17 protein-coding genes are annotated in these 16874 nt (G+C 31.6%); 13 read left to right on the forward strand and 4 right to left on the reverse strand.

Annotated elements, in window-relative coordinates:
* The first annotated feature begins 6 nt into the window (after nucleotides 1-6).
* Both CXF54_RS05760 and CXF54_RS05765 read left to right on the forward strand, forming a co-directional pair.
* Nucleotides 7-837: a GLPGLI family protein gene (locus tag CXF54_RS05760; protein ID WP_101202814.1), complete on the forward strand. Its 831-nt coding sequence runs from the start codon at nucleotides 7-9 to the stop codon at nucleotides 835-837.
* Entirely contained in the window at nucleotides 816-3500 is a 2685-nt protein-coding gene (locus CXF54_RS05765; protein WP_101202815.1) for a carboxypeptidase-like regulatory domain-containing protein, read from the forward strand. The genes CXF54_RS05760 and CXF54_RS05765 overlap by 22 nt, the downstream gene beginning before the upstream one ends.
* A gap of 1 nt (nucleotide 3501) precedes the next feature.
* Here CXF54_RS05765 and CXF54_RS05770 read toward each other — a convergent pair whose 3' ends face one another.
* Nucleotides 3502-4809, reverse strand: a complete 1308-nt coding sequence (locus CXF54_RS05770; protein ID WP_101202816.1) for a phenylacetate--CoA ligase family protein — start codon at nucleotides 4807-4809, stop codon at nucleotides 3502-3504.
* Between the two features lie 112 nt (nucleotides 4810-4921).
* On the opposite strand from CXF54_RS05770, the gene purD reads away from it, so the two are divergent.
* Nucleotides 4922-6193 carry a phosphoribosylamine--glycine ligase gene (gene purD, locus CXF54_RS05775; RefSeq protein ID WP_101202817.1) on the forward strand — a complete coding sequence of 424 codons (1272 nt, stop codon included), beginning with the start codon at nucleotides 4922-4924 and terminating at the stop codon, nucleotides 6191-6193.
* A gap of 3 nt (nucleotides 6194-6196) precedes the next feature.
* Here the strand turns inward: purD and CXF54_RS05780 are convergent, their stop codons facing one another.
* On the reverse strand, nucleotides 6197-6424 hold the full coding sequence (locus CXF54_RS05780) for a DUF6341 family protein (protein WP_090837210.1): 228 nt from the start codon (nucleotides 6422-6424) through the stop codon (nucleotides 6197-6199).
* 46 nt (nucleotides 6425-6470) lie between these two features.
* On the opposite strand from CXF54_RS05780, the gene CXF54_RS05785 reads away from it, so the two are divergent.
* On the forward strand, nucleotides 6471-7394 hold the full coding sequence (locus CXF54_RS05785; protein WP_101202818.1) for a DUF6427 family protein: 924 nt from the start codon (nucleotides 6471-6473) through the stop codon (nucleotides 7392-7394).
* Here CXF54_RS05785 and upp read toward each other — a convergent pair.
* A complete protein-coding gene (upp, locus tag CXF54_RS05790; RefSeq protein WP_101202819.1) occupies nucleotides 7383-8042 on the reverse strand; it encodes a uracil phosphoribosyltransferase in 660 nt (219 codons plus the stop codon). The genes CXF54_RS05785 and upp overlap by 12 nt on opposite strands.
* A 111-nt stretch (nucleotides 8043-8153) precedes the next feature.
* On the opposite strand from upp, the gene CXF54_RS05795 reads away from it, so the two are divergent.
* Together CXF54_RS05795 and CXF54_RS05800 are read left to right on the forward strand one after the other, a co-directional pair.
* A complete protein-coding gene (locus tag CXF54_RS05795; protein ID WP_101202820.1) occupies nucleotides 8154-8762 on the forward strand; it encodes a DUF4254 domain-containing protein in 609 nt (202 codons plus the stop codon).
* Between the two features lie 36 nt (nucleotides 8763-8798).
* Nucleotides 8799-9824: a glycosyltransferase family 9 protein gene (locus tag CXF54_RS05800; protein WP_232782575.1), complete on the forward strand. Its 1026-nt coding sequence runs from the start codon at nucleotides 8799-8801 to the stop codon at nucleotides 9822-9824.
* 625 nt (nucleotides 9825-10449) lie between these two features.
* Here the strand turns inward: CXF54_RS05800 and CXF54_RS05805 are convergent.
* Nucleotides 10450-11505 carry a ferredoxin--NADP reductase gene (locus CXF54_RS05805; protein ID WP_101202822.1) on the reverse strand — a complete coding sequence of 352 codons (1056 nt, stop codon included), beginning with the start codon at nucleotides 11503-11505 and terminating at the stop codon, nucleotides 10450-10452.
* 110 nt (nucleotides 11506-11615) lie between these two features.
* On the opposite strand from CXF54_RS05805, the gene CXF54_RS05810 reads away from it, so the two are divergent.
* Genes CXF54_RS05810 through CXF54_RS05840 form a run of 7 tightly spaced genes read left to right on the forward strand, consistent with a single transcriptional unit; the run spans nucleotide 11616 to nucleotide 16857 of the window.
* Nucleotides 11616-11954 carry a PadR family transcriptional regulator gene (locus CXF54_RS05810; RefSeq protein WP_101202823.1) on the forward strand — a complete coding sequence of 113 codons (339 nt, stop codon included), beginning with the start codon at nucleotides 11616-11618 and terminating at the stop codon, nucleotides 11952-11954.
* Nucleotide 11955: 1 nt separating this feature from the next.
* Nucleotides 11956-12606 (forward strand): hypothetical protein, encoded by a 651-nt coding sequence (locus CXF54_RS05815; RefSeq protein ID WP_101202824.1) that lies wholly within the window; start codon nucleotides 11956-11958, stop codon nucleotides 12604-12606.
* 2 nt (nucleotides 12607-12608) lie between these two features.
* Nucleotides 12609-13232, forward strand: a complete 624-nt coding sequence (locus CXF54_RS05820) for a hypothetical protein (protein ID WP_101202825.1) — start codon at nucleotides 12609-12611, stop codon at nucleotides 13230-13232.
* Nucleotides 13233-13235: 3 nt separating this feature from the next.
* The gene (locus tag CXF54_RS05825; protein WP_101202826.1) at nucleotides 13236-13916 is read left to right on the forward strand and encodes a hypothetical protein; all 681 of its coding nucleotides are present in this window, start codon (nucleotides 13236-13238) and stop codon (nucleotides 13914-13916) included.
* A gap of 6 nt (nucleotides 13917-13922) precedes the next feature.
* Entirely contained in the window at nucleotides 13923-14639 is a 717-nt protein-coding gene (locus tag CXF54_RS05830; RefSeq protein WP_101202827.1) for a hypothetical protein, read from the forward strand.
* Nucleotides 14636-15325 (forward strand): hypothetical protein, encoded by a 690-nt coding sequence (locus CXF54_RS05835; RefSeq protein WP_101202828.1) that lies wholly within the window; start codon nucleotides 14636-14638, stop codon nucleotides 15323-15325. The genes CXF54_RS05830 and CXF54_RS05835 overlap by 4 nt, the downstream gene beginning before the upstream one ends.
* A gap of 53 nt (nucleotides 15326-15378) precedes the next feature.
* Nucleotides 15379-16857 carry a DUF5687 family protein gene (locus tag CXF54_RS05840; RefSeq protein ID WP_101202829.1) on the forward strand — a complete coding sequence of 493 codons (1479 nt, stop codon included), beginning with the start codon at nucleotides 15379-15381 and terminating at the stop codon, nucleotides 16855-16857.
* Nucleotides 16858-16874: the final 17 nt, after the last annotated feature.

The following is a 16874-nucleotide window of genomic DNA, read 5'->3' on the forward strand; positions in this document are numbered from 1 at the left end:
GTCACTATGAAAATCAACATTTTAATAATAATTTTATGTTTTGTTAGTCTAACTAGGGCTCAAAACAACGAGGGAGCTACTAAAATAGATACCCTGAACAACCAATACCAAATAGAATACACGGTTAATTTCAATAATTATATTCCTCTCTCTAAAAAAGGAATTTTAATACCGTACCTAAAAGAAAATAAATCTAATTATTACGAAATGCCTTTTGATGAAGATAAAGCAACAAAAGACGATCGGGATGATTCGGAAATAAACGAAACTATTGTTGTTGGTAAAAAAAATGTCATAAAACGAAACTATACAAACCTTAATACAAATAAGCTATCCTCTACAGAGACTATAACGTTTGACAAGAGTTTGTATTTAGTAACCGAAGCACTCCCAAAATTGCAGTGGGATCTAAGCCATGCCGACACCCTTAAAATAGGCACATATATATGTAATAAAGCAACAACAAGTTTTAGAGGTCGTAATTATATAGCATGGTATACTAATGATATTGCCATTACTTTTGGACCATGGAAATTTCATGGATTACCAGGTTTAATTTTAGATATGTATGACGAAACACATAAGTTTGAATGGATTGTAACTAAAATAAGTAAAAAAGTAATTAATGAAAAAACGCTTAATCAAGATAAGCATGATGTAAACATAGATTTAAAAGCGTTTGTAGCATTAAGAGAAGAGGTGTTTAATAAAAAGATGAATAACTTTAAAAACAATCTAAAATCAAGACAAGACAGAGGGACAAATGTTTCAGTAGACACCTTTAATAAAAGGCAAGGACGTGAGTTGTTGTTTGAATGGGAAGACAAAAAACAATAGTAATATTGAAAAAACTAATTTTTATAACATTACTGTTAGTGTTCCAAACCATTGGTTTTGGGCAGACAACGTTGTCTGGTGCTGTATCGGATAGTAATGGTAGTTTGTATTCTGTTAGTGTTACAATAAAAGACACACTATCCAATCGTATAATTAGTTATACGTACTCAGACAATAATGGAAACTATAAGTTGGTAGCCCAAAACCAAGGTCAATTTAATATGGTTTTTAATGCCTTAGGCTATAAAACTAAAATTGTACCGTTAGTTTTAGATGAGGGTCAACACAATAAGACCATAAACGTCTTGTTGGAAGAACAACCATTTACGCTGGACGAGGTTGTTATTAAGTCGGAACGTGCAATAGTTATTAAAAAAGACACCATAACATTTAAAACTAAATTTTTTACTAAAGGCAACGAGCAAACAGTTGAAGATTTATTAAAAATAATACCCGGTTTAACTGTAGATAGTGAGGGTACTATAAAAGTTGGTAATAAAGAGATTGAAAAACTAATGATTGATGGTGATGATCTTTTTGAAAAAGGGTATAAAATATTATCCAAAAACATGCCTGCTTATCCCATTGAAGCGGTTGAGGTGTTGCAAAACTACTCCAACAATCATTTACTTAAAGGCATTGAAGAAAGCGATAAGGTGGCTTTAAACTTAAAATTAAACGATAAGTCAAAACGCATTTGGTTTGGTAATCTAGAAGCTAATGTTGGTAACGATAGTTTTTATCAATACAAGGCCAATTTAATGAATTTTGGAAAGAAAAATAAATACTATTTTTTAGCTAATGCCAATAGTATTGGATATAATGCTACTGGAGACATTCAGCAATTAATAAAACCATTTAGGTTTAATCAGCCAGGAAGTATCGGAGATAACCAGTCGGTTGGTAATTTAATAGGGTTATCGGATTCGGATTCTAATTTTAAAAAAGAACGCACCAATTTTAATAATGCCGAGTTAGTCTCTTTAAATGCCATATTTAACCCATCTGATAAATTAAAGATAAAAACGTTAGGATTTTTTAATTGGGATGAAACCTCTTTTTTTAGAAATCAAGTGGATAATATTACCACCAATACAAACAGTTTTACTAACACGGAAGATTATAAGTTGGATAATAAAAGACAATTAGCTTTTGGGAAGTTGGATTTTATTTACAAGCCTTCTAAGACTAAAATGTTAGAGTCCACTACAAAGTACAATAATGGAAATTATAATAATGATGCTAATTTAGTGTTTAATGGTGTGTCTACACTTCAAAATTTAGAACAAAACAATACTTTTTTTGATCAAAAAATAAATTATACTAATAAGTTTAAAGACAAAAAGGTACTGTTGCTTACTGGTCGATTTATAACCGAAAAAAAGCCACAAAATTATACTATAAATCAGTTTTTATATCAAGATTTATTTCCGGAGTATAATACTGCAAATAATGTCTTTCAGGTTAGTAGTAACCAAATGCAGTTTGTTGGTGTAAATGCCCATATTTTAGACCGTAAATCAAATGGACATTTATTAGAGTTACAACTTGGTAATCAGTTTAGAGAGGATAAATTAAACACTAGTTTTACACTATTGGAAGATAATGTGTCATTACATCAGCCAATAGATTACCAAAATCAGACTAAATATCAGGTTAATGATTTATATTTTAAAAGCAAATATAGGATAAAACTAGATAATATTGCATTTAGTGGTAACCTTGAAGCGCATCAGTTGTTTAATACATTACGCAGTAACAATACGTCTACCCAACAAACCCCTTTTTATATTAATCCAAGTCTAGGAGCAGAGTGGACTATAAATAGTAATAATAAAATACTAACCACTTATACTTACAATACGACTAATGCCAATGTATTAGACGTGTACAGTGATTATGTGTTAACAGGATTTAGATCGTTTAGTAAAGGCACAAATACGTTTAACCAGTTAAAAGCCTCTAGTATGATGCTTAATTATCAATTGGGTAATTGGGCAAATCGATTTTTTGCAAACACTTTGGTGCTTTATACTAAAAACCATGATTTTTTGTCAACCAACACGCTAATTAATCAAAACTATACGCAAACCCAGAAAACACTTATTAAAGACAGTCAGTTTTTAACTATTAACACCAAGTTTGATTACTACTTTAAGTTTATGTCGTCTAATGTTAAGTTAGATTTAGGGTATACTAAAAACGAGTTTAAAAACGTAGTAAACAATTCTAATTTAAGAACAGTGGTGTCTAGTAATTATAATTATGGATTAGAATTACGGTCTGCTTTTAAAGGGGTTTTTAATTACCATTTAGGTACTGCTTGGACAACCAATAAAATTCAAACTTTTGCTAATAGTAAGTTTACTAACAATCAATCTTTTTTAGATCTTAACTTTATCTTTAGTAAAAAGTTTGATGCAAAAGTAAAAACCGAACGTTATCATTTTGGGAGTTTAGATACAGATAATACTTATTATTTTTTAGATTTTGAAACGCAATACAAATTGATTGATAAAAAACTAACATTAGGTATTACCGGTAAAAACTTATTTGATACCAAACGGTATACTAGTTTTTCTATAAGCGATTTAGGATCTTCAACAACAGAGGTTAGGTTACTACCACGTATGCTGCTTTTAAGGGTAGAATACCGATTTTAACCTACAATCCAGACCTAAACTGTTTCAGTTTACCACTAACTTCCCGTTCTAAAACAGCTTTCTGTTCAAAAATCAAATTTAAATTAGGTTCCAAATACTTATCTACAGCTAATTGTACTGCTTTTTGCTGCGTTTTACTTAAGGCTTCGGTAGCAACATAATCAATTTTAAAGGTATCAATTTCAATTTGTTCAATTATAAACTCTTTTACATTAGCTTCTTTCGTCATGACGGTTTTAGTCACATAATAAAAGGTTAAGCCTGCTGCAATTTTTCCGCTTGGAAGCGAAATAAAATCACTTGTGCGTCCTGTTAAAGATTCTAAAATTGGATGCTGTAACGTGCTTTTTGTGGACAGTTGCCCTAAATCGCCTAGCTCGTATCTTATAAAGGGATGTGCACGGTTGTATAAGTCTGTAATTACTATTTTTCCGGGTTGACCAAAAGGTACTGGTTGATTGTTGTTATCTAATATTTCGATGTATAAATGGTTAGAGTTAACCATCCAATTGTCGTTTTTGTCTTCAAAAGCAATTAACCCTAATTCGGCTGCACCGTATTCGTTAACAATATTAATATTAAGCTGTTTTTCTAACAATTTTTTGTCGTCTTCAAATAACATTTCAGAAGTGACAATACAAACTTTTAAAGTGGGACAAACGTCTTTTAAAATAATGTTTTTACGCTCTAAATATTTCGCAAATTGTACAATAGCACTTGTGTAACCGTTAATGTAATTAAACTTAGTACGCATAAATTTGTGCAGTACTTTGTCTAAAGCAGCATCGCTCAAATCAAATACTGAAAACCGAAACCGATTCCCTAACCAATCCTTTAACCGTTCTTTATAATATGCTTTTGTGTCTAACGGAATGCCATAAAAACGCGCCTGTTTAGAGGTGTTTAAGTCAATATTAAACCAACTATAGCGTTGCATAAACGTCACCCAAGTCATGGCATGCGCAAAGTTGTCTTTAGCAAATTCAAACGGGGTTCCGGAAGAGCCTGATGTTTTATGTTTGTGTACCGTTTTTACAGTGTATTTGTCAGACAAACGATCAGCCAAAGGCTGCTGTAAGTCGGTTTTAGTCAACACAGGTAATGTGTGCCAATCTGAAGTGTTTATATCGCCACATAATGCCTTGTAAAAAGGGGTGTGCTCTAAATGAAACGCAACAATAGCCTGCAACTGTTTGCTTAAATAGTTGGCATAATCAGCTTTGGTAAACCCATCAATAATTGCCTGTGTTTTTTTAGCTTCATTAACAGGGAATCCTTTTAACCGTAAAGACCATTCAAATTGTTTCAATGCAATATATTTTCTGTAAAATAAAGAAATAAAAAACTATTGGATTTAAAGTCAATCAAATTCTTTTAAATAATTATTTTTGTGGAAACAACAACAACACAACATTACTACGATGAATATTTTAATTTTAGGATCAGGAGGAAGAGAACACACAATTGCATGGAAGCTTAAACAAAGTCCAAAATGTAACTCACTTTTTGTAGCACCAGGAAACTCTGGAACAGCACAAATTGCAAAAAATGTCCCTGTTAGTGTAACCGATTTTCAAGCGATAAAAGATGTGGTATTAAACAACAATATTACTATGGTAGTGGTTGGTCCTGAAGATCCTTTAGTATTAGGTATTCATGATTTTTTCTTGGCAGATAAAGCGCTTAAAAATGTGGCAGTTATTGGACCACAACAAGCAGCTGCAACCTTAGAAGGTAGTAAAGAGTTTGCAAAGGAGTTTTTGTACAGACACAATATCCCGACAGCCGCTTACCAAAGTTTTAATAAAGAGACTGTGGAAGAGGGGTATGCGTTTTTAGAAACTTTAAGTCCTCCTTTTGTTTTAAAGGCAGATGGTCTGGCAGCAGGTAAAGGAGTTGTTATTTTAAATGATTTAAATGAGGCTAAAGCCGAATTAAAAAGCATGCTTGTAGATGCTAAGTTTGGCGAAGCAAGTACTAAAGTTGTTATTGAAGAATTTTTAGACGGGATAGAATTAAGTTGTTTTGTATTAACAGATGGTAAAAACTATAAAGTATTACCAACAGCTAAAGATTATAAACGTATCGGAGAAGGGGATACAGGTTTAAATACAGGAGGAATGGGAGCAGTGTCTCCAGTGCCTTTTGCTAACCAAGCGTTTTTAGATAAAGTAGAAGAGCAAGTGGTTAAGCCGACGATTGCTGGTTTGCAAAAAGACAATTTACCATACAAAGGGTTTGTGTTTATTGGATTGATAAAAGTAGGTGATGAGCCTAAGGTTATCGAGTATAATGTGCGTTTGGGTGATCCTGAAACGGAAGTCGTTTTACCAAGACTTAAAAACGATTTAGTTGAGGTTTTTCAAGCTATTGCTAATCAAACGTTAGATCAAATTACTATTGAGGTAGACCCAAGAGCAGCAACTACAATTATGCTAGTGTCTGGTGGTTATCCGGAAGCGTATCAAAAAGGAAAAGTAATTACAGGAGTAGAAAACGTAACCGATTCTATTGTGTTTCATGCAGGAGCACAAAATAAAGATGGCGCTATTGTAACCTCTGGAGGTCGTGTTATGGCTGTAACTAGTTATGGAAACACGTACGAAGAGGCCATAAAAAAATCTTACCAAAGCATAGATAAACTAAGCTTTGATAAGATGTATTATAGAAAAGATATAGGGTTTGACCTATAAGTTTTATAGATATGAGTGTGAAGAGATACTTTTGTCTTCTTCATTATTAGCTGCGTAACCTTTTAATTGGATCATCCAATATACAAAAGCTACAAATCCGATAGTGATAAAAATCCAAGACATAAAGTTTGCTGCCCACCAGTTTTCTAATTCTAATGCTTTTAGCATGTCAAAAGGAGCAAATAATACGTCAACAAATAGGCTTTGTATAGCTTCAAAAAAATCTTTCATAATTATATAATAGTATATTTATAATACAAAAATACAAAAAGAGTTAATGATTACAACTATTTTTAGCAAATCCAAACCAATTAATTTTTTAATTGTTTTTAGTATTACACTAATTGCTTGTTTATTGTTGCCTTTTAAGTACCCAAATGTAGTAGTTCAAGAACCTGTTATTTGGGTTTTAGGAGGGGTTTTTTTAATCGCTTTTTTGTCAATTTTAGTGCTGGATTTTATAGTATCAAAAAACTTATTATCACAACAAAATAACTACGAAATTTTACTATTTGCTTTGTTTTTTTTGGCTATACCTCAGGTGTTTTCGGATTACAAAATCATGGTGTCTAACTTTTTTATATTGTTAGCCTTGAGGCGTTTAATTAGTGTTAGGTCTAAGAAAGAAGTTATTAAAAAACTGTTTGACACAAGTTTGCTAATTGGTATTGCGACGTTGTTTTATTTTTGGGCAATTGTATTTTTCCCGTTAATATTTATCGCATTATTATTGTTTTCTGAAACCACAGTAAAACACTATTTGGTTCCGTTTATAGGTTTGGCAGCAGTTGCTGTTTTGGCTATTTGCTATTCTATAATTTTTTATGATGATTATTTTTTAGCACTACACATTAACCCAGCAGTTAATTTTGATTTTAGTAATTATAACTCGCTTCAGTTTATAACTGTTATAACCATGTTGCTTTCCTTTGGGATATGGTCGTCTTTATTTTATCTAAAAGATATTAGAAAAAAAATGCGAAGCTTCAGGCCATCTTATAAATTACTATTTTTTTCATGCATGTTTGCTGCAGCAATAACGGTATTTGCACCTCAAAAAAATGGCAGCGAATTTTTGTTCCTATTTGCACCATTAGCAGTTATTATTACCAACTACATAGAAACAATTGAGGAAAAATGGTTTAAAGAAGTCTTTTTAGGACTACTAATTATTATTCCAGTCGTGTTATTAGTGTTGTAATTTTGCACCAAACGCTAAGTCTCCAGCATCTCCTAAACCAGGAACAATATAGCCTTTGTTATTTAAGCTTTTATCTATTGCAGCAATCCATAGATTAGTGTCTTCTGGTAGATTTTCTTTTAAAAACGCGACACCAGGCTCGGCACCAATAGCAGCTACAATATGGACATTTTTTGGTTTTCCAAAAGGCTCTAATGCTTTATAAGTTGCAATTAAAGATTGTCCGGTAGCCAACATGGGATCTGCAAGAATTAGTGTTTTTCCTGTTAAATCAGGACACGCTAGATACTCAACAACAATTTCAAAACTTTCTGGACTGTCTAAATGATGTCTGTATGCAGATATAAAAGCATTTTCTGATTTGTCAAAATAGTTAAGTAGTCCATTGTGTAATGGGACGCCTGCTCTAAGTATAGAACATAAAACAACATCATTTTTTGGAGTTTCTGTTGTTATAGTTGCTAAAGGAGTAGTAATAGATCTCGTTTCAAATTCTAAAGCTTTGCTTAATTCATAACCCAAAACTTCACCAATACGTTCAATGTTTCGTCTAAAACGCATGCTGTCATTTTGGACAGAAACATCTCTGATTTCAGCAATAAATTGATTTAAAATAGAATTTTCTTTTGATAAATTATGAATATGCATGACTATTGGATCTTTAAAAAGTAAAGTTACTCTATTATTTAAAAAGCCAAAACACGTACCAACTAAAATTCATTTTAATTTATGTAATTTTACAGTCTTAAAAATTAGAAGATGTTTACAGATAAAGCAAATACCATATTTCAGGACGTTATAAAAAAGTACCATATTATTAATACAGTGGACCAACCGTTTACTAATATTTATGATAAAAGCACACATTTATTAGAGCACCTTTTATACCGTAAATGTTGGATAGATACTGTACAATGGCATTACGAGGATATAATTCGTGATCCACAAATAGATCCAGTTGCAGCCTTAACGTTAAAGCGTAAAATTGATGCTTCTAACCAAGATCGTACGGATATGGTGGAGTATATTGATAGTTATTTTTTAGAACAATATAAAAACGTAACACCTAAAAGTGATGCGACTATTAATACAGAAAGTCCGGCTTGGGGAGTTGATAGATTGTCAATTTTAGCTTTAAAAGTATACCATATGGAAGAAGAAGCAACAAGAACCGATGCTTCTGATATACATAAAGCGGCTTGTCAAATAAAATTTGATATTTTATTAGAGCAACGTGTAGATTTAAGTACTGCAATTGATACGTTATTAACGGATATCCAAAATGGAGACAAGTACATGAAAGTGTATAAGCAAATGAAAATGTATAATGACGACGAGCTTAATCCTGTATTAAGAAATCAAAAATAATAAGACACACTTGTCTTTTATATAAGACGTTTCTAGATGTCAAAAACACTAAAACATATTTTAGTCATTCGTCTCTCAGCAATGGGAGACGTTGCTATGACTGTACCTGTGTTACGCGCTTTTAATAAACAATATCCTGATGTTAAATTAACAGTTTTAACACGTCCTTTTTTTGCGCCTTTTTTTAGAGATTTAAAAAATGTTGAGGTGTTTGCTATAGATTTAAAAGACCAACATAAAGGTGTTTTGGGACTTTTTAAATTGTCAAAAGCAATACGTAAGCTAAAGGTGGATGCTGTTGCGGACTTGCACAATGTGTTAAGAACAAAAATATTAAAGTTGTTTTTAATAGGGAAAACTGTAAAACAGTTGGATAAAGGTCGTAACGAGAAAAAAGCATTGGTTTCTGGTGATTTATTTGCGCCTTTAAAAAGCACCCACCAACGTTATGCGGATGTTTTTGAGGCTTTAGGGTTTAAATTGGACTTAAGTAACCCTGAGTTTTCTGATAAGAAAGCCATTCCGAAAACTATTTTAGAAGCTGTTGATACGCAAAACAGGAAACAATGGATTGGTATTGCGCCTTTTGCTCAATACGCCTCTAAAATGTATCCTTTGGAGCAAATGAAGACTGTTATTGCGGAATTACAGAAAGATTACATTATTTTTCTATTTGGAGGCAAGGCTGATAAAGCACAGCTAGATACATTGCTGGTAGATAATAAAAGCGTTATTAATGTCGCTGGACAATATGGATTAAACCAAGAGTTGGATTTAATCTCTAATTTGGACGTTATGATTAGTATGGATTCTGGTAACGCGCATTTAGCAGCTATGCTAGGTGTAAACGTGGTTACTATTTGGGGGGTAACACATCCGTATGCTGGTTTTGGTGCGTTTAACCAACCAAATGCTAATAATGTAGTGCCAGATATAGAAGCCTATCCAAAATTGCCAACTTCTATTTATGGTAATAAATATCCCGAAGACTACAAAACGGTAGCGGGGACGATACAACCGTCGCAAATTATAGACCGAGTAAAAGCGGTGTTAAAAGCATAAAAAAAGCCTCAATTTACATTGAGGCTTTCTGATTTTAACTACTAATATGAAATTAATATTATCCCTTAAACTAACAAATTTTAGCGTTATAATCTGTTACAAATGTAGCCGATGTTCTGCTTATCGGCTTTATTGAAGGTCGGTTTTAAAGTGCTTTCGATTAAAAGCTATTAAAAGGGGTGAATAACTGTTTTTTGATTGTTTTCTATTCAAAAAGAAATTACTATCACGATTTAAACACTTGTTGAATGCTAATTCAATACTAGATTGTCTAGTGTAAATTAAAATGTTATATAAAGTCCTTGCCTGCGTGATTATGTTTTTTTTTATTGATCTTATATATTGGTTTGCATTGCTAATATTGAAGTACAGGATAAAATAATGGTCAAGTGGACGGAATTTTTTTATTGTAAATATAGGACACAAAAAAAAGCCTCAATATAAATTGAGGCTTCTGATTTTAACTACTAATATAAAATTAATATTATCCCTTAAACTAACAAATTTTAGTGTTATAATCTGATACAAATCTATGGGATTGACTACTTATTCTATTTTTTGAAGGTCGGTTTTAAAGTGCTTTCGATTAAAATCATTTAAAATCGACTAACTGCATAATTATGTATTATACGTCGTCATAATCTACAGTTAAAGTAGGTGTTGTAGGATGCGCTTGACAAGTAAGTATTAAGCCTTCTGCAACTTCTGCATCTGTTAATATGTTGTTTTGTCTCATAACTGCTTTACCATCTACAACTCTAGCAATACAACTACTACATACACCGCCCTGGCAAGAATATGGTGCATCTAAGTCTTGTTTTAATGCAGCTTCAAGTATGGTTTGTTTTTGCGACATGATAAACGTTTCAGACTCATCATCTACAGTAACCGTAATTTCAGAGTTGCCTTCACTTGTGGTTACAGTCTCAGTTGTTGCTTGTGTAGCGGCTGTAAATAATTCAAAATGAATACTGCTTTTGGCAATATCATTTTCAATTAACACCTCTTTTACAGTGTTAATCATAGCTTCTGGTCCACAAAGGTAAAAGTTATCTATGGTAACATGTTTGTATTTGTTTTTAACAATTAAGTTAACTGTACTTTTTTCGATACGTCCAAATAAGGCATTCTCTTCTTGAGATTGGCTGTATAAAAACTGAATGTAAAAACGATCTACATATTTATGGTGTAGTGCTAATAATTCTTCTAAAAATATGGTGTCATTTTGTGTTTTGTTACCATATACCAGTACAAAGTGACTTTTAGGTTCTTGTTCTAAAACTGTTTTTGCAATACTTAATATTGGTGTAATACCACTTCCGGCAGCAAAGGCTGCAATGGTACGTTCTTCTGTAGGTTTTGGTTCAAAAACAAAACGACCTTGAGGTTTTGCAACGTCTAAAGTGTCTCCAACTTTTAAACTGTTGTTAGCGTAAGTACTAAAGGTTCCGTTTGGTACTGCTTTAACCGCAACGGTAAGTTTTCCGCTTGACGGAGAAGAACATAATGAGTAATCACGTCTTACTTCTGCATCATTAATTTTAGTTTTTAGTGTAATATATTGTCCAGCTTTAAACGCGTAGTCTTGTTTTAAGTGGTCTGGTACATTAAAAGTCAAAGTAACACATTGGTCTGTTTGACGTGTGATATCCGAAATAGTTAGTGTATTAAATTGAGACATGGTTTTAATTTTTATGTAAAAATAATGAAGCTTTACCGTTTTGCCCGCTGTTTAGAAAAAAATTAATACATAAGTTTATTATGCATAAGAAAATTATGTATGTTTGTAATATGGCAAATTCAAAATTATATAAGGGTAGTCTGACCACTATTATTTTAAAGCTTTTAAATGAAAGCGAAAAAATGTATGGTTACGAAATGACGCAAAAAGTGAAAGCAATTACTAAAGGTGAACTTAATATTACCGAAGGTGCTCTGTATCCTGCGTTACATAAGTTAGAGGCCGAAGGGTTGTTGGATGTCGAAGTTAAAAAAGTAGATAACCGTTTGCGTAAATACTACAAACTTACCGAAAAAGGTAATAAAGAAACGGTTAGTAAATTGGAAGAACTTAAGGATTATATTAAAACGATGGAAACCTTTATGAATCCTAAATTTAGTTTGGATTAGTATGAAGTTAAGTCAAGAAAACATACAGTTTATAGATACTTATTTAGAGAATTCTGAGATATCTTATGCAGATATCAGAATGGAAATGGTTGATCACATAGCATCTTCAATAGAAGTCGAATTGGATCAGGAGAAAGGTTTATCCTTTTACGATGCTTTTAAAGCGTATATGATTTGTAATAAAGCTAAATTGATACAGAATAATAAGACTTTTATAAAAAACACGGATAAGAATTTAATGAAACTAATGGGGTTAAATATTTTGAACGTAGGTGGCTTTTTAGTGTTTTTAATTGTATTATTTGGGACTCGTTTTTTAATGAATAATTATGGTTTTGAAACATTAAAGACTACTTTTTTTAGTTTACCATTATTATCCCTTATAGCTTTAGGACTTGTTTATCTAGTTGTATTAAGGGTTTTTAATTATGATCGATTTTCTGGTGTAGAGCGCATTGGATTTGTATTTGTGATTTTGTATCAGTTAATTAATTTTTTTCAAGTCGTTATGATGCATGAAGCTAAAAAAGAAAGCGGTTATTGGATTGTTGCAGGCGTTTTTGCTATTACTTGTACCCTGATTTATACGTTTGTAAAAACAGCTGTTAGTATTATGAGAAACTATAAAAAGGAATATAAAAGACTTGTTTAAGAATGAACTTAACCGAAGAAAATATAAAACAAATAGATAATTACCTGATTAAACTTAAGGTGAAATTTGTAGATGTTAGATTAGAACTTATCGATCATTTAGCATCAGGATTTGAAGCGTCAAATAAAGAAGAGCAATTAGTAGATTATCTTAAATCTAAAATTGATTTTATAAAAGACTTTGAAAAGAAACGTCAAAAAACAATCCATTGGAGTTATCAAAGAGAAATGTGGCGACGTTTAGCTATGTTTTTCTATAAGCCTAATTATCTTCCCTTTACTATAGTATTTGGATTTGCAGTGTATTGGATGCAGCATTTGCAGCCAAATACAGCATTTACTTTAATACTTATGGTTAGTCTATCAATTATACATTTTTGGGCGCTTATAACGGGTTTTTCTCATCTTAAAACTTTTAAAAAGTTGCAAATGGCACAGCCTTTATATTCAATAACGGCTTTACCGTCTTTGTTTTTATATACCATGGGAGCAGCTAAAACACTGTTAGAAAATCAATATTTTTTTATCGCCTTTTGGTTTTTAGCAATTTTATTTAACATAGCGGGAGGAATCGAGTTACGAAACAAAAAGAATAGGATTTTAGAGTATTCAAAAACTATTATCTAAATCATGAATTTAACCAAAGAGCAAATACAATATATAGATACCTACGTTGAAAAAAGTGGTATAGAATGGTTTGATTTGAAAATCGAATTAGTTGACCATTTAGCTGATGCTGCTGCTCAAATTTTAGAAGACAATCCAAAGTTGCCTTTTGAGGATGCAGTAACAAAAGCGAAAATAGCTTTTGGGACAAAAGGCTTCAGACCGTTAATAACTAATAGAACTAAGCAAATTGAAAAATCTTTTTATAAAAGGGTTTTTAAGTACCTAATATCCTTTTTTAGTTTGCCTAAAATTATTATTACAGCAGCTTTAATGTATGTATTAATCACCCTTTTTAATGTTGTTGAGGTTAAAGTATACTTTTTTAATAGTTTAGTAGGTGTATTATTTGCTTTTACTATTCTTTCATTTTGGTGGTCTTATAGGCGTAAAACAATAGATAATAAAAAACATTTGTCATTAAGTTATATGCAATCCGTTTCGCAGTTTGTAAATATGTTGACTCAGTTATTTAGTTTTTCTCTTACACTTTTTAAATCAAGTTTTGTTGAAGGTCAAGGCATACTTTGGTTTATTGTTTTATGGGTGATTTCTTTTCTGTTTTGTATTGCGTCGGAAGTTGTGTCAAGACACATTTATAAAGACCAAAAAGCACTGTATTATCAATATAAAATAGCAGCATAATTTTTAATGAAGTTAACCAAAGAGCAAATACAATACATCGATAATTACCTTATTAAAAATGAGGTAAAATACTGGGATGTACGATTAGAATTGTTAGATCATATTGCATTGTCAGTAGAGGATTATATGAATATTAACGGGATGTCTTTTGATAAAGCCTTACTGGTAACCCATCAAGCGTTTGGTAACCAAACTAAAGTACATGGTATTTATCATGGTAAGTTAATGAAACAAGGTTTGTATGCCGACAACCAGGGCTTTAAGGATTTTGAAAAACAAAAGCAAAAAGACATTGGTAAAAAGTATAGACGGTTACATTGGCAAGGGTTAAAACAACTAATTAAATCGCCAAAGTTTTTACTAGAGTATCTATTATTTTGTGTGATGTTTTACCTATGTTTTATTTTAAATATTAAGGCAACTTTGATCTTAGGATTTATAATTTTAACAATACCTACTTTATATAGTGGTTACCATTCGGCTATAAGTAAAATGGCAAGACGATCTTTAAATATTGTATTATCCATTGGGATAATTGGATTACCATGGAATATTTACAATTTGGTATTGTTATCATTTAATGGTTTTTATGATGATCAAGCCAGTAAACCCTATTACATTTTATTTATACTAACCATTGTGTGCTATCCATTAGTGCGATCAGGTTTGAAAGTATATTTAGAAATTTTTAATGATTATAAGCAACAGTATAATTTAATATGAAGTTAACCCCACCTCAAATAGAAAACCTATACGCCTTTACAAGGCAACATTACGTGGAGCATTACGATTTACAAACCGAATTAGTAGATCACTTAGCTAACGATATTGAGTCTGTTTGGCAAACGCAAACCAGCTTGTCTTTTGAAGATGCTAGAGATAAAGCTTTCAAAAAATTTGGAGTCTTTGGCTTTATGGACGTGTTAGAACGTCGTCAAAAAGCAATGAATAAACGCTACTTTAAATACTTATGGACAGAACTTAAGCAGTGGTTTACGTTTCCTAAATTAATTACTACGCTAGCTTTATTTTTTGGTATTTATTTAGGGTTGTCTACCATTTTTGCAAAATCGTTTTTAATTGGTCTTTTTGTAATAATATGTGTTTTTACAATCTATAAAAGCACACAGTTAAACAGACAATTTAAACAGCGTAAAGCATTGTCCAATAAAAAATGGATGTTAGAAGAAATAATATTTAGACAAGCAGGTGGATCTGCCATAATACTGTTATCCCAATTACCACAATGGTATAATTTTTCTAATCATTTTTTAGATAATCCTTATGCTTTATTAGGTGTCTCTATTTTCTCTACACTGTTTTGTCTTTGGATGTATATTAGTTTTGAAGTGATTCCAAACAAAGCAGAACAACTTTTAAATGAAACCTATCCAGAATTTTGTTTGTAACATTTTTACACATTTGTATACTTATCTATTAAACCAACCAAACATTAACCACTATGATTAGTAAATTTTTAAGTCTAGAATGGAAATCTTTTATACGGTCTTCCAACTTTGGTAAAGGCTTAGCTATAAAAATATTGATGGGGTTTTTTGCCTTATATTTTATAGCTGTCTTTTTGTCTTTAGGTGTTTTTATTTATCCAGCGCTTAAAAATACGTTTCCAGACAAAGATCCTTTTGTGGTGGTCAATACATTATTGTTTTTCTGGTTTTTAGCAGATTTAATGCTGCGCTTCTTCTTGCAAAAACTACCAGTTATGAGCGTAAAACCTTTATTAACCGTGCCAATTAAAAGGCGTACAGTGGTTAATTATGTTTTAGGTAAGTCTGCGTTATCTTTTTTTAACTTTCTGCCTTTATTTGCAATTGTGCCATTTAGTATTGTTTTAATAACAAAGGATTATGATGTTACTAGAGTTATTACATGGTTGTTAGCGATGCTATTACTAACGTTGATTAATAATTTTTTAAATTTTATTATTGAAAGTTTCTCGGCAGATACAGAGTTTTCATTCCTTCCAATCATACTTTTTGCAGGAGCATTATTTGGGTTAAACCATTTTAATATTGTCAATTTTGCTGATTTATTATCATCAGCCATGTTAGCTATTACTAATAATCCTTTGTATTTATTGGTGCTTTTGGCGATATTAATTGGGCTATTTGTTTTTAATCATAAAATACTGATCAAAAAATTATACTTAGACAATTCACTTAAAACAAAAATAAAAGAAGTCACGACTTCAGATTTAGGTTGGACTAAACGTTTCGGAGAGGTTGCACCATTTATGCAATTAGATTTAAAACTAATCTGGCGTAATAAACGTCCAAGGTCTGCAGTGTTTATTTTGGTAATTGGACTTTTGTATGGATTGTTTTTTTACCCACAACCAATGTACAGAGATATGCCAATAATGTATGGTTTTATTGGTGTGTTTGTAACAGGGATATTTTTAATCAACTTTGGGCAATTTATTCCGGCATGGGATAGTGGGTATTACAAAATGTTAATGAGCCAGAACATCAAGTATGAGCAGTATTTAAAATCTAAATACACCTTAATGATGTTAAGCGTTATTATCATGTTTGTGTTAAGTATACCGTATGTGTATTTTGGATGGAAAATCTTAGTCGCACATTTTGCAGCAGCCGTCTATAATATTGGTATTAATACTTACGTAATTATGCTTGGTGGGTCTTTTAATCGAAAAAAAATAGACCTAAACCAACGTGCAGCTTTTAACTACCAAGGGACTGGAGCAGTACAATGGATTATTGGTATTCCGTTGTTATTAATTCCGCTAGCCGTTTTTGGATCGTTAACCTATTTTGTTGGTTTTTATGCAGGTATTTCTGCACTAATAGCTTTAGGATTAATAGGTATTATATTTCATCTAAAAACAATGCGCTTTATTACCAAAAAGTACTTGGCCTCTAAATATGAGATGGTCAAAGCTTTTAATGAAGACAATTAATCAATAAAATCAACCTT

Source organism: Olleya sp. 1-3 (genome assembly GCF_002836085.1).
Taxonomy (GTDB): Bacteria; Bacteroidota; Bacteroidia; order Flavobacteriales; family Flavobacteriaceae; genus Olleya; species Olleya namhaensis.

What these genes read in the sequence shown, in the direction of transcription:
- CXF54_RS05760 (WP_101202814.1), top strand. Translation starts at nt 7, where the DNA reads ATGAAAATCAACATTTTAATAATAATTTTATGTTTTGTTAGTCTAACT.
- CXF54_RS05765 (WP_101202815.1), top strand. Translation starts at nt 816, where the DNA reads ATGGGAAGACAAAAAACAATAGTAATATTGAAAAAACTAATTTTTATA.
- purD (WP_101202817.1), top strand. Translation starts at nt 4,922, where the DNA reads ATGAATATTTTAATTTTAGGATCAGGAGGAAGAGAACACACAATTGCA.
- CXF54_RS05780 (WP_090837210.1), bottom strand. Translation starts at nt 6,424, where the DNA reads ATGAAAGATTTTTTTGAAGCTATACAAAGCCTATTTGTTGACGTATTA.
- CXF54_RS05785 (WP_101202818.1), top strand. Translation starts at nt 6,471, where the DNA reads ATGATTACAACTATTTTTAGCAAATCCAAACCAATTAATTTTTTAATT.
- upp (WP_101202819.1), bottom strand. Translation starts at nt 8,042, where the DNA reads ATGCATATTCATAATTTATCAAAAGAAAATTCTATTTTAAATCAATTT.
- CXF54_RS05795 (WP_101202820.1), top strand. Translation starts at nt 8,154, where the DNA reads ATGTTTACAGATAAAGCAAATACCATATTTCAGGACGTTATAAAAAAG.
- CXF54_RS05800 (WP_232782575.1), top strand. Translation starts at nt 8,799, where the DNA reads ATGTCAAAAACACTAAAACATATTTTAGTCATTCGTCTCTCAGCAATG.
- CXF54_RS05805 (WP_101202822.1), bottom strand. Translation starts at nt 11,505, where the DNA reads ATGTCTCAATTTAATACACTAACTATTTCGGATATCACACGTCAAACA.
- CXF54_RS05810 (WP_101202823.1), top strand. Translation starts at nt 11,616, where the DNA reads ATGGCAAATTCAAAATTATATAAGGGTAGTCTGACCACTATTATTTTA.
- CXF54_RS05815 (WP_101202824.1), top strand. Translation starts at nt 11,956, where the DNA reads ATGAAGTTAAGTCAAGAAAACATACAGTTTATAGATACTTATTTAGAG.
- CXF54_RS05820 (WP_101202825.1), top strand. Translation starts at nt 12,609, where the DNA reads ATGAACTTAACCGAAGAAAATATAAAACAAATAGATAATTACCTGATT.
- CXF54_RS05825 (WP_101202826.1), top strand. Translation starts at nt 13,236, where the DNA reads ATGAATTTAACCAAAGAGCAAATACAATATATAGATACCTACGTTGAA.
- CXF54_RS05830 (WP_101202827.1), top strand. Translation starts at nt 13,923, where the DNA reads ATGAAGTTAACCAAAGAGCAAATACAATACATCGATAATTACCTTATT.
- CXF54_RS05835 (WP_101202828.1), top strand. Translation starts at nt 14,636, where the DNA reads ATGAAGTTAACCCCACCTCAAATAGAAAACCTATACGCCTTTACAAGG.
- CXF54_RS05840 (WP_101202829.1), top strand. Translation starts at nt 15,379, where the DNA reads ATGATTAGTAAATTTTTAAGTCTAGAATGGAAATCTTTTATACGGTCT.